Origin of the sequence: Micromonospora sp. NPDC005205, from assembly GCF_040608275.1 — a bacterium.
Taxonomy (GTDB): Bacteria; Actinomycetota; Actinomycetes; order Mycobacteriales; family Micromonosporaceae; genus Micromonospora.
On record NZ_JBEXHV010000002.1, the window covers coordinates 150,398 to 164,081 of the forward strand.

17 protein-coding genes are annotated in these 13,684 nt (G+C 68.0%); 14 read left to right on the forward strand and 3 right to left on the reverse strand.

Features of this window, described 5'->3' with window-relative positions; translation table 11 throughout:
* Positions 1-222 precede the first annotated feature (222 nt).
* Complete coding sequence (locus tag ABZU43_RS05355) at positions 223-1,371, forward strand: helix-turn-helix transcriptional regulator (RefSeq protein ID WP_355005315.1); 1,149 nt, start codon at positions 223-225, stop codon at positions 1,369-1,371.
* On the opposite strand, the gene ABZU43_RS05360 is transcribed toward ABZU43_RS05355, so the two are convergent.
* Positions 1,334-1,906, reverse strand: coding sequence for an NUDIX hydrolase (locus ABZU43_RS05360; RefSeq protein WP_355005316.1), 573 nt, complete (start codon positions 1,904-1,906; stop codon positions 1,334-1,336). The two genes, ABZU43_RS05355 and ABZU43_RS05360, sit on opposite strands and share 38 nt — an antisense overlap.
* A 162-nt stretch (positions 1,907-2,068) precedes the next feature.
* Between ABZU43_RS05360 and ABZU43_RS05365 the strand changes: the two genes are divergently transcribed.
* From ABZU43_RS05365 to ABZU43_RS05395, 7 genes are all read left to right on the forward strand, one after another.
* Positions 2,069-2,332 carry a hypothetical protein gene (locus ABZU43_RS05365; RefSeq protein WP_355005317.1) on the forward strand — a complete coding sequence of 88 codons (264 nt, stop codon included), beginning with the start codon at positions 2,069-2,071 and terminating at the stop codon, positions 2,330-2,332.
* A 16-nt stretch (positions 2,333-2,348) separates the two neighbouring features.
* The gene (locus tag ABZU43_RS05370; protein WP_355005318.1) at positions 2,349-2,609 is read left to right on the forward strand and encodes a hypothetical protein; all 261 of its coding nucleotides are present in this window, start codon (positions 2,349-2,351) and stop codon (positions 2,607-2,609) included.
* A 175-nt stretch (positions 2,610-2,784) separates the two neighbouring features.
* On the forward strand, positions 2,785-3,258 hold the full coding sequence (locus ABZU43_RS05375; protein WP_355005319.1) for a hypothetical protein: 474 nt from the start codon (positions 2,785-2,787) through the stop codon (positions 3,256-3,258).
* Positions 3,245-3,670: a hypothetical protein gene (locus ABZU43_RS05380; protein WP_355005320.1), complete on the forward strand. Its 426-nt coding sequence runs from the start codon at positions 3,245-3,247 to the stop codon at positions 3,668-3,670. The genes ABZU43_RS05375 and ABZU43_RS05380 overlap by 14 nt, the downstream gene beginning before the upstream one ends.
* Positions 3,671-3,677: 7 nt before the next feature.
* Positions 3,678-4,115 carry a hypothetical protein gene (locus ABZU43_RS05385; RefSeq protein WP_355005321.1) on the forward strand — a complete coding sequence of 146 codons (438 nt, stop codon included), beginning with the start codon at positions 3,678-3,680 and terminating at the stop codon, positions 4,113-4,115.
* Between the two features lie 149 nt (positions 4,116-4,264).
* A complete protein-coding gene (locus ABZU43_RS05390) occupies positions 4,265-5,596 on the forward strand; it encodes an AAA family ATPase (protein WP_355005322.1) in 1,332 nt (443 codons plus the stop codon).
* A gap of 88 nt (positions 5,597-5,684) precedes the next feature.
* Positions 5,685-6,179 carry an RloB family protein gene (locus tag ABZU43_RS05395; protein WP_355005323.1) on the forward strand — a complete coding sequence of 165 codons (495 nt, stop codon included), beginning with the start codon at positions 5,685-5,687 and terminating at the stop codon, positions 6,177-6,179.
* 31 nt (positions 6,180-6,210) lie between these two features.
* Here ABZU43_RS05395 and ABZU43_RS05400 read toward each other — a convergent pair whose 3' ends face one another.
* Positions 6,211-7,038: a DUF3152 domain-containing protein gene (locus ABZU43_RS05400; RefSeq protein WP_355005324.1), complete on the reverse strand. Its 828-nt coding sequence runs from the start codon at positions 7,036-7,038 to the stop codon at positions 6,211-6,213.
* A gap of 176 nt (positions 7,039-7,214) precedes the next feature.
* Positions 7,215-8,405: an ROK family transcriptional regulator gene (locus ABZU43_RS05405; RefSeq protein WP_355005325.1), complete on the reverse strand. Its 1,191-nt coding sequence runs from the start codon at positions 8,403-8,405 to the stop codon at positions 7,215-7,217.
* A 163-nt stretch (positions 8,406-8,568) separates the two neighbouring features.
* Between ABZU43_RS05405 and ABZU43_RS05410 the strand changes: the two genes are divergently transcribed.
* From ABZU43_RS05410 to ABZU43_RS05435, 6 genes are read left to right on the forward strand one after another with little or no spacing between them, the layout of a single operon-like run.
* On the forward strand, positions 8,569-9,297 hold the full coding sequence (locus tag ABZU43_RS05410) for an amino acid ABC transporter ATP-binding protein (RefSeq protein ID WP_355005665.1): 729 nt from the start codon (positions 8,569-8,571) through the stop codon (positions 9,295-9,297).
* 19 nt (positions 9,298-9,316) lie between these two features.
* On the forward strand, positions 9,317-10,285 hold the full coding sequence (locus ABZU43_RS05415) for a glutamate ABC transporter substrate-binding protein (protein ID WP_355005326.1): 969 nt from the start codon (positions 9,317-9,319) through the stop codon (positions 10,283-10,285).
* 16 nt (positions 10,286-10,301) lie between these two features.
* Positions 10,302-10,946, forward strand: a complete 645-nt coding sequence (locus ABZU43_RS05420; RefSeq protein WP_350863012.1) for an amino acid ABC transporter permease — start codon at positions 10,302-10,304, stop codon at positions 10,944-10,946.
* Complete coding sequence (locus tag ABZU43_RS05425) at positions 10,943-11,812, forward strand: amino acid ABC transporter permease (RefSeq protein ID WP_355005327.1); 870 nt, start codon at positions 10,943-10,945, stop codon at positions 11,810-11,812. Before ABZU43_RS05420 ends, ABZU43_RS05425 begins: the two co-directional genes overlap by 4 nt.
* The gene (locus ABZU43_RS05430) at positions 11,809-12,828 is read left to right on the forward strand and encodes an asparaginase (RefSeq protein WP_355005328.1); all 1,020 of its coding nucleotides are present in this window, start codon (positions 11,809-11,811) and stop codon (positions 12,826-12,828) included. Before ABZU43_RS05425 ends, ABZU43_RS05430 begins: the two co-directional genes overlap by 4 nt.
* The gene (locus tag ABZU43_RS05435; protein WP_355005329.1) at positions 12,825-13,568 is read left to right on the forward strand and encodes a copper homeostasis protein CutC; all 744 of its coding nucleotides are present in this window, start codon (positions 12,825-12,827) and stop codon (positions 13,566-13,568) included. The genes ABZU43_RS05430 and ABZU43_RS05435 overlap by 4 nt, the downstream gene beginning before the upstream one ends.
* The last annotated feature ends 116 nt before the right edge of the window (positions 13,569-13,684 follow it).

The following is a 13,684-nucleotide window of genomic DNA, read 5'->3' on the forward strand; positions in this document are numbered from 1 at the left end:
TGGAGGCGATGTCGCCCGAGCAGCATCGATCAGACGGCGTCGCCCACCCCATCGCCGTAGCTTGTTCAGCGGTACAGCAGCGGAGTGCTGCCCAAAGCAGACCGGGTGTCGTGGATCTGCGATAGACAACAGGGGTTAACCCGATGCTGTTAACCGCCGCCACTTAGAATAGGGACACGGTTACGGCAAGCTGAACCCGCCATCATCGATCGGCAGGGGGCTATGGCGAATCACCTGCGTCGCGCTCGTCTTGCCAGGGGTTGGTCCCAGGCAAGGCTGGTCCACGAGATCGAGCAGTACGGCCGCCGACGCATGGTTAGGATTGCCTCCACCAGCAGCCTCGGCGTCTACGTCTCCGAGTGGGAAAACAATCGACGGAAGATCTCCAGCAGTTACGCGGCCATCCTGCGGAGCCTTCTCGGCACGACCGATGAAGAACTATTTTCCGATAACGCGCCCGTTGGCGACGACGGGAACGGTTACGCTCGACTGGTCGAACGACTCGACACCTCGCACTCGGTCGGTCAATCGATGGTGCACACCCTTCGGCATCAGACGGAACTCCTTCGCACCATGGACCGTCAGCTCGGGGCAGCGCAGTTTGTCGACCAGATGCAGAGCCATCTGTCCCGTCTTCAGGAGAACCTGTCATTTACCGTGCTGCCATCTGCCAGGCAACCGCTCGCCCGCGCTCTGGCAGAAGCCGCATCGCTCGCGGCGTGGCAGGCCCTCGATGTCGGAGCGGCGGATCGCGCCTGGCGCCACTACGAACTGGCGAAGAGCGCCGCGCGGGAGGCGGACGACCCGCTTCACCTCGCCCATGCGATGGGCGAGCAGGCATACGTCCTGGCCGATGCCGGTCGACCGGAGCTGGGGGCGCAGCTCGTGCAGGAAGCACAGGCTTGCGGAGGAAGTCGGTTGTCGCCTCGACTGTCGTCCTGGTTGGCCGCCGCAGAAGCAGAGCTGTGGGCGCTCAGCCGACGCCCGGACGACTGCCGCCACTCCCTCGACCGAGCGAGCCGACATCTCTCAGGCCTCACGGGAGTTCGCGACCCCAATCTGCCAGGGATTTTCCTCGACGAAACTCACCTCCGCCGATGGCGGGGACATTCGCTGGCGCTGCTGGGCGACCCTCGGTCAATCGACGAGTTGTCGGCTGCTTTGGTCGCGATGGACGACACCTTTGTACGAGCCGCAGCGGGAATGCGCTGCGATCTCGCGCAGGCGCATTTGGTTCGGGGAGAAAGTGAGGAGGCCCGCTCTCATCTACGGGAAGCCGGCTCGCTGGTGAACCTGACCGGATCTGTGCGATACCGACGCCGGATAGATCGGATCAAGGGCTTGACAGATTCCGCGTCAGGCCAGCGATGACGTGCAGGATGGCGACCAAGGTTCCCGACCCCGCCAACTCGCCGCGCGCCATCAGGTCCGGCATGTCACTCAGCGGCAGCCACTCGACACGACCGGCCTCCTCCGCGTCCGTTGGCGGGCCGACATAAGTGGCACCACGCCCAACGAAGATTTCATGTGGCGAGTCGACCATGCCGATCATCGGCTGGTAGGTGACCACACGGGTCAGGGGCGATGGCCGCCAGCCGGTTTCCTCCTCCACTTCCCGGCTTGCCGCCGCTACCGCCTCCTCGCCCGGTTCGACGATGCCGCCGGGCAGTTCCCATCTTGTTTCACCAGGAATGAATCGGTAGCGCCGCAACATCAGAACTCGGTCGTGCTCGTCAAGCACGGCGACGACGGCGACACGATCCAGCCGAACGACATGGTGGGCGAAGGGTTCGAGTCCTGGCGGCTCCACGTCGACCAGATCAAGTCGCAGCCAACGGTCCTCATACACCGTCCGCTCGCCCAGAATCCGCCATGGCCCCGGCTCGCCTGTCGTGTTCTCGTGCACCCTGTGAAGCTACCGTCGCCCACCGCACCGGACATCCCATCCGTAATGGCGCTACCTGATCTTGGCTCGTGGATGCAGGGCTGCGTGCCGACTTCCTGTCGGATAGTGTCCGTCCGACCACGCAGACGTGAACCGTTAGCGCGATCGGCAGACGGAGGCGGCATGGCCAGCATCGAGGAAGTCAAGGCGGCGCTGATACAGGCCGCCGAGCAGGGCCACGCCACAATCAATCAGATCCGGGCAGCCGCCGACAACACCGAACAGATGCTGGCCCGGCTGCGCGCCATCGCCGCCGGCACCGGCCACCCGACCATCACCGAAGCCATCGCCCGAGGCGAGCAGAGCAAGCAGCGCCTGGCCGAAGCCATGGCCCTGGTGCAGGGCAGCTCGGAGGCGGCACGCCGCTACATCAGCGTGCTCGGCTGAACAATCAAACTTCACGATGAGCGTCGGCGAAATCAAGGTAGCCCTGCGTGCCGCCATCGAAGCGGCCCACCAAGGGTTGGAGGTCTTCGATCGGGCCTCCGCTGAAGCGAACGCAGCGACCGCAGCGGCAGAAGCCACCTTGCACGACAGCCGAGACGAAGACGTGAGAGCTATCCACCAGGCACTTGCCGCCGCGAGTGCAGAGGTTGAGCCGACCCGCCGCCGATTCGTCAACACTGCTGAACACACGACCCGCTACCTCAAACAACTCGGATGAGCGGCAGCATCGGCGAACTCGTCGCGCAGCTTTTCGCCGTACGTGGAAAGCTCGACGCCGCCGCCATCACGGCCTTGCGCGCCCGCACGGACGCGGAGCATGCCTTGGCCCTCCTGAACGAAGTCCAGCGAGGCAGCAGGACCCGCAGTTGCGGGCAGCCGCCACCGACGCCGCCGTGGCCCGCGACAAGGCCGGCCGCTACGCCCGCCTCCTGGCCGCCGCCGCCCGGCACATCACCCGCTACGTCAACACCATCGCCCCCGGCGCCGCATCATCCGGGCCAGACGATGCCGCATCACCTTCGGGGGAACGGCTGGTGGAGGAAGCCGAAGGCCGCAGCAGCAAAGCAGAGGCGTTCCTCCGCCGTCACGTCCAGAAAGCAGACGACTCCGAGGACACTCTCAAGCAGACCGAGCAGTCGGTCACCACCGGCCTTCGGGAGCTACAGAAAAGCATCAAGGGCCCGAAATCAACTGGCAGCACGACGTCGACCCCCGCCAACCCCGGCACACCGGCAGATCGTCCCCAGTTGGAGCACCCCGTTACATCAGTCATCATGGCTGCTGGCGCGGTCGTCGTAGGACTTCGAGGTGTCTGGAACATGGCGAAGAAGCGCCGCGAAAGGAAGCGATCTGATGAGCAGCCCTGAGATGGTCGATTACATCCGGACGATGATCAGAGGTGACCACGAGGCCAACGACCGGATCGAAGCCCGCCTAGACGAGCTTGGCTGGGACAACTTCCCGACCCTGCTCGGCGCAGTCTTCTACTTCGCGGTCAACCGACGCTTCGACGAGCGGACAACCCCTGGTGAGATCATGCGGTTCGTGGCCGAGATGCGGGCGAGCACACCGGCCGGCACACCAGAGATCGACGCCAACGCGGCCGAGCGGCTGATCCGCGCTGCCATGGACCCTGACATGGAGACCAACATCGATCCGCAGATGGCCGGAAGGGTTCAGGGTCTAGTGATCTTGCAGATTCTGGGCGACGGCGCCACTTCCGACGAAGATCTGGACGCGCTCCTCGTCGAGGCGGCAGACCTCGCCAGCCGGGTATGAGCTGCTCTTGAGCGTACGGATTGAGTTCAGCGACCTGATCCGCGCGATGGCACGGCGTGACTGGGGCGCGGTGGACCAACTCCTGAGCGGGCTGGAGAAATCCGGTTGGGGTGGCGGCAACCAGATGATCAGTGCTGCGTTCGCCATCGCCGTCAACGACCATTCCTCCAGCGCTCACTCCCCTACCGATGTCACCCGCTTCGTCGCCGAGACGCGTACTCAGTTTCCGGGCGCGGAGTCGCTGCCCACCCTGGAGATGGAAGCGCTCGTCCGCGCGGCCCTCGGTGAGGTCGGGCTGATCGACAACCTCAGCCCTGAGATCGCCCTCAAGATGCAGATCGTATTCCTCGGCAAGCTGCTTCAGGACCGCGATCCCACCGAGACGCAGCTCGAAGAGTTCATCGCCGACGTGGAGCGCACGGCCGCCGAGTACTCACGGGCCTGAGGCGCGCAGCTTCGGCATTGACGGCATGCGCCGTGACCAAGAGCGCCGCCAGCGGCACGGCTGGCTGCGTTGGCCCTTTGTGCCGCCTTCTCGTGGTTTACTCGCAGAGATGTACTTGTAACCGCCCACGAGCTAGGGGCACGCGGCCAATGCTGCTGAGTTTTCGCTTCGCCAACCATCGTTCGTTTCGCGACGAGCATCAGCTGAATCTGACGCCCGTCTACGGCGACGGGGCCGAGACCGACGAGCCGGCTCCGCAGGCGGTCCAAATCGTCGGCATCTTCGGAGCCAACGCGTCGGGCAAGTCGAACTGCCTGGGCGCGCTGGCGTTCATGCGGCAATTGGTCGTGGAGTCCGACCGGGCGGTCGAGCCCGGTGTGGGCCTGTCCCGGGAACCGTTCCGGTTGGATCCGGAGGAAGCCGTCCAGCCATCGCGCTATGTCGTCGACCTTCGGCTCGGCGGAGTCAGACACACCTATGGCTTCACGATCGACGACGACCGGGTGCTGGAGGAGTGGCTCTACCACTTTCCACTAGGGCGCCGGCGGCGCGTATTCGAGCGAGACGGTGACGCCTTCAACTGGGGCGAGGAGTCGGGCCGGCGCAGCGACCTGGAGCAGATCGCTGGCATCACCGCGCCAACAGCTCTATTTCTCAGCACTGTCGCTCGCTTTGGCCAGAGCCGCCCCCAACCGGATCCGACAAACCCACAACCGTTGCACGACACCTACCGGTGGTTTTACCTGACAGGCCAACGGACTGACCCCACCTCCGGGCTGTCCGCCCTCGTCCGTATCGGCCAATCGGATGCCGACGAGGTACGCCGCCTGGTCGTTGACCTGTTGCAGGCTGCCGATGTGGGGATCGTCGACGTCGTTATCGCTCCTGATTCGGGTGATGATCAGGCCGACTGGTCCGTCCTACCAGCCCGGAGATTGAGCGACCGGCTGAAGAAAGCCGTCGCGGCTATCCGGCCCTCGCCCCGCGTCCAGTTCGCTCATCAGGGTCCGCACGGCACCGCACTGCTCGACCTGCAGGACCAGTCGACCGGCACCCGGCAACTACTGACCCTGGGTCTGCATGCCGCAGCGATGCTACGTACCGGCACCACAATGCTGATCGACGAGATAGATGCGAGCCTGCACCCGATCCTGACCGCCAAGCTCATCAGCCTGTTCCGCAGCCCGGCCGCGAACCCGCTTGGCGGCCAACTCATCTTCACCAGCCACGATGCCGCCCTGCTCGGCACCCTCGACGCTGAGGAGATCCTCCGCCGCGATGAGATCTGGTTCGTGGAGAAGGACAACGAGGGTGCCTCCTCGCTGTATCCGTTGACCGACTTCAAGCCTCGAAAAGAAGGCGAGAACCGTCAACGCCGTTACTTGAACGGCAACTACGGCGCAGTTCCCAACCTGTCCACCGACCTGTTTGAGCAGGCCCTTGCCACACGTGGAGGCTCGGACGACGCCCCGGCAGGGTGATCGGCGTACCTCGGGCTCGACGCGGTCCGGCCGTGGCCGCGAGACCGATCTCCGACGACGGGCGTCGACCAGGGAGCAGCGGACAACCGTGCTGATCGCCACCAACGGTGAGTCCACGGAACGGGATTACTTCACCGGCCTCAAGCAGGAGGCATGGGTACGGCCTCGGGTGGTCGTCGTGGCAGAACGCGGTTCGCCGGTCAACGTCGTACGAGGTGCGGCGCGCCGCCGCCAGCGCGACGACTTCGACGAAGCGTGGGCCGTCTGCGACGTCGATGATTTCGCCACCGAGCCGGCGTCCCGCGAAGCTGTAGACGCGGATGTCAATCTGGCCTGGTCCAGCCCCTGCTTCGAGGTGTGGCTGCTGCTCCACTATGGCAACTGCAGCCGGTTCGTGGAGAACGCCAAGAGAGCCCGCGACCTGCTGCGGGAGCACGACCCCTCCTGGGACAAGACCAAGCTCGACTTCGGCAACTTCCGCGACCGGATTGAGGACGCCTGCCAGCGGGCTGATCGACTCGACCCGCCCCCGGATGGCAATCCGTCGACCTCCGTCGGGCACATAATCGCTGCGCTTCGTTGATCAACGGTCTGCCGGGGCGGGGCTCACCAGGTCAGGATGGCGCCCACGGGCCGCTGACGAACTGGCCGTTGCCGACGAACGGCTTGACGTTCGGCACGCACCCGCCCAGGCCCATCGTCTGCGTCATCATGACCGGGGCCGGTTTGCCGCGACCGCCACACTTCATGTGGGCGAAGCCGAGGAAGTGGCCGAACTCGTGATTGATCACGCCGGCGTGGTACTCGTCGATGCTGACCGGGTATCCCGGTGAGCCCTGGAGCCACCGCCGCAGGTTGATCATGATGGTCTTGCCGTACTTGCAGGAGTAAACGCCTTCGGTGTCGACGCCGCTCGCGCCGCAGAGTCGGTCCACTGTCCTCGGTGTCGCGAGCCGCACGTCGACGTCGACAGTCGAGCTGCCGACCCGCTGGAACGACCAGGACGCCCGGTTCAGGTTCACCGCCGCGTTCGTGACCGGGTGCTGCGCCGACGTGGCCCATCCGTTCGGTGCGGCCAACACCTGCTCGATGCTCGCGGCGAACCGGGCCGGCTTCCAGGCGGGGATGTCACCCCAGGCGATGCCCTTCTCCACCGAGACGCTGTAGCGCACCCGCTTCTTGCCCTTGCCGATCACCCGACCGTTGCCGGTGGCGGTGGTGAAGGTACCGGCGGCCCTGGTGGGGACCTGCGCGTCGGTCGGGATGTCCGGGGTCGGGCTGGAGGTCGGCGTGCCGTCGGGGCTCGGAGCTGAGCTCTGCGTACTCGGGCCGGAACGGGGGACTTCGGCCTGCCCGGACGCCGGTGCCGACAGGCCACAGGCGGCGGTCGCCAGCACCGCTGCCAACGAGATCGGCACGAGCAGCCGTCCGTTGATCCGCACGTCGGAACCTCCAGGAGCAGTCACGGGTGGGTGAGGAACACCGGAAGGCTACGTGACTGCCTGTAAGGAAAATGTCAGGATGATCAGTGCCGACGCACGCGCAAAAGCATATAGATCCGGCATGAAACACAGAGGCGGATAACCCTGGGTGATCAGTGCGGTCGCTGTGAGCGAGGTCAGGCGGCCGCTACGACGTGGTCGATCACCAGGTGGGCGGCACCGGTGATGCCGACGTCCTGGCCGGCTGCGACCCGTTCGATGAGCAGGGTCTGAGTGGCCAGCGGGAGGCACCGCTCGTAGAGGGTGGCCCGCATGCTGGCCAGCAGCGGCTCACAGTCGGCGAGCCGACCACCGATGGCCACCACCTGCGGGTTGAAGAAGTTGACCACCACGGCCAGGATCTCGCCGACGGCGCGGCCGGCCTGCCGGGCGAGGGCGGTGGCCTGCCGGTCACCGTCGTCGATCAGGCGGATCACACCGGTCAGGTCGGAGACCGGCACGCCCTGCTCCCGGAGCGCGGTGACCAGGGCGGCACCGCTGGCCACGGCTTCCAGGCAACCGGCGTTTCCGCAGGTGCACGGTGGCGCGGGATCGGCCACCACCCGGCAGTGGCTGATATCCCCGGCCGACCCCTGCGCGCCTCGGTGCAACCGTCCACTGGAGATCACACCGGAGCCGATTCCGGTGCCAGCCTTGATGTAGACGGCGTGGTCCAACTCGGAATGCGCGGTGCGGTGCGCGCCGAGTGCCATCAGGTTGGCGTCGTTGTCCACGACGACCGGCACGTCGACACGGCCGGCGCAGAACGCGGCGACGTCGAAGCCGTTCCAGCCGGGCATCCGCGACGGGCTGACGATCCGCCCGGTGGAGTGCTGCACCGGGCCGGGGATCCCGATGCCGACGCCGCGGAGCGCACCTGGCGCCAAGCCACCGGTCACCACCCCGCCGCCGGCCGCCGGATCGCCGCCGACCAGCGTGGCGACCTCGGCGAGTAGCGCGCCGAGGACCGCCTCCGGGCCGTCCTCGATGCGGACCGGCAGGGTGCGGGCCTGGACCACCCGCCCGGAGAGATCCAGTGCGCCGACGCGGGCGTGATGCGCGCCGAGGTCGATGGCGCCGACCACCGCGCCGCCGGTGGGCACGGCGAGTTGACGGGGACGCCGTCCACCCCGGGACCGCCCTGCGCCGGCCTCCTCCAGCAGCCCCTGGCTGATCAACGCCTCGACCCGCTGGGAGACCGTCGACGGGGAGAGCCCGGAGAGGCGGGACAGGTCGGCCCGACTGACGGCCGCACCGGTGGCCACCCATCGCAGTAGCTCCCGGGGGCCGCCCCGGAGGGCATCGCGTGGCGCGTCGTCAATCGTCACGTCAGCTTCTTAGCACCCGAAGTTTGTTCAAGCAACCGGTTGACTTAGTTTGCTGGCTACCTTTAGATGGCGCTGTTGGTTCGATATGAAGCTGACTTAGTTTTGTAGTCGAAGGAAGTGAGGCCGTCTGGTGGCACCGGAGACGACGGGTGCGAACCGACCGATGGTGTCGGTACGCGGCCTGAACAAGTGGTTCGGTCCGCTGCACGTGCTCAAGGACATCGACCTCACGGTGGCCGCCGGCGAGGTGGTCGTCGTGGTGGGGCCTTCCGGCTCCGGCAAGTCGACACTGTGCCGCTGCCTCAACCGGTTGGAGACCATCGGGCAGGGCAGCGTCGAGATCGACGGTGAGCCGCTGCCCGCCGAGGGCCGCGCGCTGGCCCGGCTGCGCGCCGATGTCGGCATGGTCTTCCAGTCGTTCAACCTCTTCGGCCACAAGACGGTGCTGGACAACATCACCCTCGGCCCCACCCGGGTCCGCCGGATCGCCCGACCCGAGGCGCGGCAGCAGGCGATGGCCCTGCTGGAGCGCGTCGGTATCGCCGACAAGGCGGACCACCACCCGGCCCAACTCTCCGGCGGGCAGCAGCAGCGGGCCGCGATCGCCCGAGCCCTGGCGATGCAACCGAAGGTGCTGCTCTTCGACGAGCCGACCTCGGCCCTCGACCCGGAAATGGTCAACGAGGTGCTCGACGTGATGGTCTCCCTCGCCGCCGAGGGGATGACCATGATCGTGGTGACCCACGAGATGGGCTTCGCCCGTCGCGCCGCCGACCGGGTGGTCTTCATGGACGACGGCCGGATCGTCGAATCCGGCGCACCCGACGACTTCTTCGCAGCTCCGCGCACCGAGCGGGCCCGCGACTTCCTATCCAAGATCCTCCAGCACTAGCCCCCAACGGGAGGGTGTCATGTCAATCCTCAAGATGAGCTTCACCGGGCGGCGGTCGCTCGCCCTCACCGCCACCGCGGTGGCGGTGGCCCTCGCCGCCACCGGCTGCGGCGGCGACAGCGGCGGCAGCGCTCCGACGCTGCCCGGCAACCCCGGTCTGGGCGGCGACGGCGTGGTCGCCCAGTCGGTGTACGACGCGGCTCCGGTGGCCACCGACGCGGAGATCCCGGCCGGTTCGACGATGGAGGCGATCCGCAAGCGCGGCTACCTGAACATCGGCGGATCCCTGGACGCGCCGCTGCTCGCCCAGCAGAACCCGGTCAGCGGCACCATCGAGGGCTTCGACGCCGACATGGCGAAGTTGCTGGCGAAGTACATCATCGGCAAGCCCGAGGTGAAGACGACGACCATCGGCACCCAGACCCGGGAGGCCATGCTCCAGGCCAAGTCGGTGGACGCGGTCTTCCAGACGTACACGATCACCCCGCAGCGGGCCACCCAGGTCGCCTTCGCCGGGCCGTACCTCACCTCCGGCCTCGCGGTCGGGGTCCGCAAGGACGACACCTCGATCAAGGGCGTCAAGGACCTCGCCGGCAAGACAGTGATCGTCGGGGCGAACACCCCCGCCGTCACCGCGCTGCCCACCGCCGCGCCCGGCTCGAAGCAGATCGCCTTCGGCACCGACCCGCAGGCGTTGCAGGCGCTGCTGCAGAAGCGCGGCGACGCGTACGTGCAGGACTTCACGCTGCTCGCCTCGGGCGCCAAGGCGAACCCGGGGATGAAGGTGGTGGGCGAGCCGTTCACCACCGAGGCGTACGGCATCGGCCTCAACAAGGACGACGCGCAGTTCAAGGAGTTCGTCAACAACTGGCTGAAGAAGATCCAGGCCGACGGCACGTGGGCGAAGGTCTGGGAAGGCACCCTCGGCTCGGTGGTGGAGGGTGGGGCGCCCACCCCGCCCGCCCTCGGTTCCGCCGACGGCTCCTGAGCAGTCTCTCGTACCGATGGAAGCCCTCACCGACCACCTGAGCGAGCTTGGCCACGGCCTGGTCACGACGGTCGAACTGACCGTCGTGACCACCGTCGGCGCGATGCTGCTGGGCATCGTCGTGGCCACCCTGCGGATCGCCCCCGTCCCGCTGCTGCGCGCCATCGGCACCGCGTACGTGGAGGTGTTCCAGAACCTGCCGCTGCTGGCGCTACTGGTGCTCTTCGTGTTCGCGCTGCCGACGATCGGTATCACGTTCCCGCTGTTCACCTCCGCCGCGATCGTCATCGCGGTGTACGAGGGGGCGTACCTGGCCGAGGCGATCCGGGCCGGGATCAACACGGTCGGTGTGGGCCAGGCTGAGGCGGCCCGAGCCATCGGGCTCACCTTCGGCCAGTCCCTGCGGCACGTGATCCTGCCGCAGGGACTCCGGGCGGTGATCCAGCCGATCGGCAACATCTGCATCGCGCTGCTGATGAACACCTCGCTGGCCGCCGCCGTCGGCGTGGTCGAGCTGACCCAGGCGGCCAACACCGTGAACCTGGTCGAGGCTCAACCGATCGCTGTCTTCACCGGCGCGGGCCTCGCCTACATGCTGCTGGCGCTGATCATCGGTCAGGTCACCGGCCTGCTCGAACGAAGGCTGGCGATCGTCCGATGAACAAGACGCAACAGATCCTCTTCGACGAGCCCGGCCCGCGCGCCCAACGGCGGATCCGGATCGCCACAGTGCTGGGCGCCGTCGTCCTGGCCGGTGCCCTGGTCGCGGCGGTATACCAGTTCGCCAGCCACGGCGAGTTGGCTGCCGCCCGGTGGGAGCCGTTCACCACCTGGCCCATCTGGCGGTACCTGCTCAACGGCCTGTGGGCCACGCTGCGCGCCGCCGCCGCGACCGCCGTGCTGAGCGCCGCGCTCGGGCTGTTGCTGGCGCTCGGCCGGCTGTCGACACATCGACCGCTGCGCTGGCTCGCCGGCGCGTACGTGGAGATCTTCCGGACCGTCCCCACCCTGCTGCTGATCTACGTGACGCTGTTCGCGCTGCCGCAGTACGGGCTGAACTTCCCGCTGTTCTGGAAGCTCGTGGTGCCGCTGGTGGTCTCCAACTCGGCGGCGTTCGCGGAGATCTTCCGGTCCGGCATCCTGGCGCTGGACCGAGGGCAGACCGAGGCCGGCCTCGCGGTCGGGCTGCGCCGCGGGCAGGTGATGGCGCTGGTGGTGCTGCCGCAGGCGCTGCTCCAACTTGCCCCGTCCCTGGTCAGCCAGCTGGTCGGGCTGCTCAAGGACACCTCGCTCGGCTTCGTTGTCAGCTACACCGAGCTGCTCTACAGCGGGCAGGTGTTGTCCTCGTACACCCACCTGCTGATCCAGACGTTCCTGGTGGTGGCGCTGATCTACCTGGTGGTCAACGCCTCGCTGTCGAAGTTCGCCCGCGTACTCCAGGCCCGTAACGGCCGCTTCGGCGGACGGCGTGGCCGGCGGGCCGCCGAACTGCCCCCGCCACTCCTCGAAGGGAACACCCCCCGGTGAGCATCTTCCGCTACGCCGAACTGGCCCGGGTCGTGCGTAACGGCTTCGTCGAGAGCCGGCACTACGGCAGCGTCGTGGTGCTCGCCCCGGACGGGGCTGTCGCCCTCGCCGCCGGCGTACCCGACGAGCCGGTGCTGCCCCGCTCCACCCTCAAGCCGGTGCAGGCACTGGCCTGCCGGACCGCTGCTGGCGACGAGCTGACCGGCCCGGCGCTGGCCGTCGCCGCCGGCAGTCACACCGGCGACGACCGGCACGTCGAGGTGGTTCGGGCGATGCTGGCCGGGGCCGGCCTGACCGAGGACGCGCTCGGCTGCCCGGTGGACTGGCCGGAGGACGAACCGACCCGGGACCGGCTGATCCGCGCCGGCGGACAGCGCGACCGGATCCGGATGAACTGCTCCGGCAAGCACGCCGCGATGCTCGTCGCCTGCGTCGCCAGGTCCTGGAGCACCCACGACTACCTCGACCCCGACCACCCGCTCCAGCGGGAAACCGCCGCCGCCGTCGCCCGGCTGGCCGGCACGCCGGTCGCGCACCACGCTGTCGACGGCTGCGGTGCACCGCTGTTCGGCCTGTCGCTGACCGGCCTGGCCCGCACCTTCCAGGCGTTGGTCAACGCGCCCGCCGGCAGCGACGAGGCGCTGGTCGCGCAGGCCATGCGCCAACACCCGGAGTACGTCGGCGGCTGGAACGGGCACCCGAACACCGACCTGATGCGGGCGCTGCCCGGCGTCCTCGCCAAGGGTGGGGCCGAAGGCGTGCTCGCGGTGGCCGCACCGGATGGTCACGCGGTGGCGGTGAAGGCGATCGACGGTTCGCCCCGAGCCACCACCGCAATCGCCCTCGCCGCCCTCGCCGCCGTGGGCGTACCGGTGGGTGGAGCCGACGCGCTGCGCCAGGTGCCGGTGCTCGGCGGCGGCGTACCCGTCGGTGCCGTCACGGCCGTCATCGACTGGGCCACAGCATCGTCTCGGACCGAAGCGGCATCGCCTCGCACGGAAAAGGAAGAATCATGAACACATTCGAGATCTGCATCGACAGCGTCGAGGGAGCGGTCGCCGCCGAGGAGGCCGGCGCCGACCGGGTGGAGTTGTGCTCCGCGCTCTTCGACGGCGGGCTGACCCCCAGCCTGGGCACCATCGAGACGACAATGCGCGCGGTCAGCCGGATCCGGGTACACGTCATCGTCCGCCCCCGGGCCGGCGACTTCATCTACTCGCCGTTCGAGATCGAGGCCATGGAGCGGGACGTCCGGGCCGCCGTGGCGGCCGGCGCGCACGGCATCGTGATCGGCGCGTTGACCGCCGAGGGTGACGTCGACGTGCCGACCACCCGCCGGCTGATCGCCGCCGCGGGCGACGCCAGCATCACCTTCCATCGGGCGTTCGACATGACCCGTGACCCGCAGGCGGCGCTGGAGCAGCTGATCGAGCTGGGCGTGCACCGGGTGCTCACCTCGGGTCAGGAGGTCAGCGTGCTGGAGGGTGCTCCGCTCATCGCCGACCTGGTGCGCCGGGCCGCCGGCCGGATCATCGTCATGCCGGGCGGTGGCATCACCCCGCGCAACATCGCCCGGATCGTCGAGGCGACCGGCGCCGACGAGTACCACTTCGCGGCCCTGGTCAGCTCGGACAGCCCGGCCGTGCACCGCAACCCGGCGCCCCTGATGGGTGGCAGCCTGAACCGGCCCGAGTACGAGCGTTCGGGCACCTCGGGCGCCCTGGTCGGCCAGGTGCTCGCCGCCGCCCGGGCCTGACCCGCCGCACGGTCTGACGAGCGGTGGACCTGGAGGAGATGTTCTCCAGGTCCACCGCACGTGCCTGTTCCGGCGGCCAGCACCGCACGAAGTCACCGTGCTCTGACGGCAGCCAA

Excerpts from the sequence above, each read along its gene's own strand:
- ABZU43_RS05370 (WP_355005318.1), top strand. The coding sequence starts at position 2,349 with ATGAGCGTCGGCGAAATCAAGGTAGCCCTGCGTGCCGCCATCGAAGCG.
- ABZU43_RS05365 (WP_355005317.1), top strand. The coding sequence starts at position 2,069 with ATGGCCAGCATCGAGGAAGTCAAGGCGGCGCTGATACAGGCCGCCGAG.
- ABZU43_RS05410 (WP_355005665.1), top strand. The coding sequence starts at position 8,569 with ATGGTGTCGGTACGCGGCCTGAACAAGTGGTTCGGTCCGCTGCACGTG.
- ABZU43_RS05355 (WP_355005315.1), top strand. The coding sequence starts at position 223 with ATGGCGAATCACCTGCGTCGCGCTCGTCTTGCCAGGGGTTGGTCCCAG.
- ABZU43_RS05420 (WP_350863012.1), top strand. The coding sequence starts at position 10,302 with ATGGAAGCCCTCACCGACCACCTGAGCGAGCTTGGCCACGGCCTGGTC.
- ABZU43_RS05380 (WP_355005320.1), top strand. The coding sequence starts at position 3,245 with ATGAGCAGCCCTGAGATGGTCGATTACATCCGGACGATGATCAGAGGT.
- ABZU43_RS05425 (WP_355005327.1), top strand. The coding sequence starts at position 10,943 with ATGAACAAGACGCAACAGATCCTCTTCGACGAGCCCGGCCCGCGCGCC.
- ABZU43_RS05415 (WP_355005326.1), top strand. The coding sequence starts at position 9,317 with ATGTCAATCCTCAAGATGAGCTTCACCGGGCGGCGGTCGCTCGCCCTC.
- ABZU43_RS05435 (WP_355005329.1), top strand. The coding sequence starts at position 12,825 with ATGAACACATTCGAGATCTGCATCGACAGCGTCGAGGGAGCGGTCGCC.
- ABZU43_RS05390 (WP_355005322.1), top strand. The coding sequence starts at position 4,265 with ATGCTGCTGAGTTTTCGCTTCGCCAACCATCGTTCGTTTCGCGACGAG.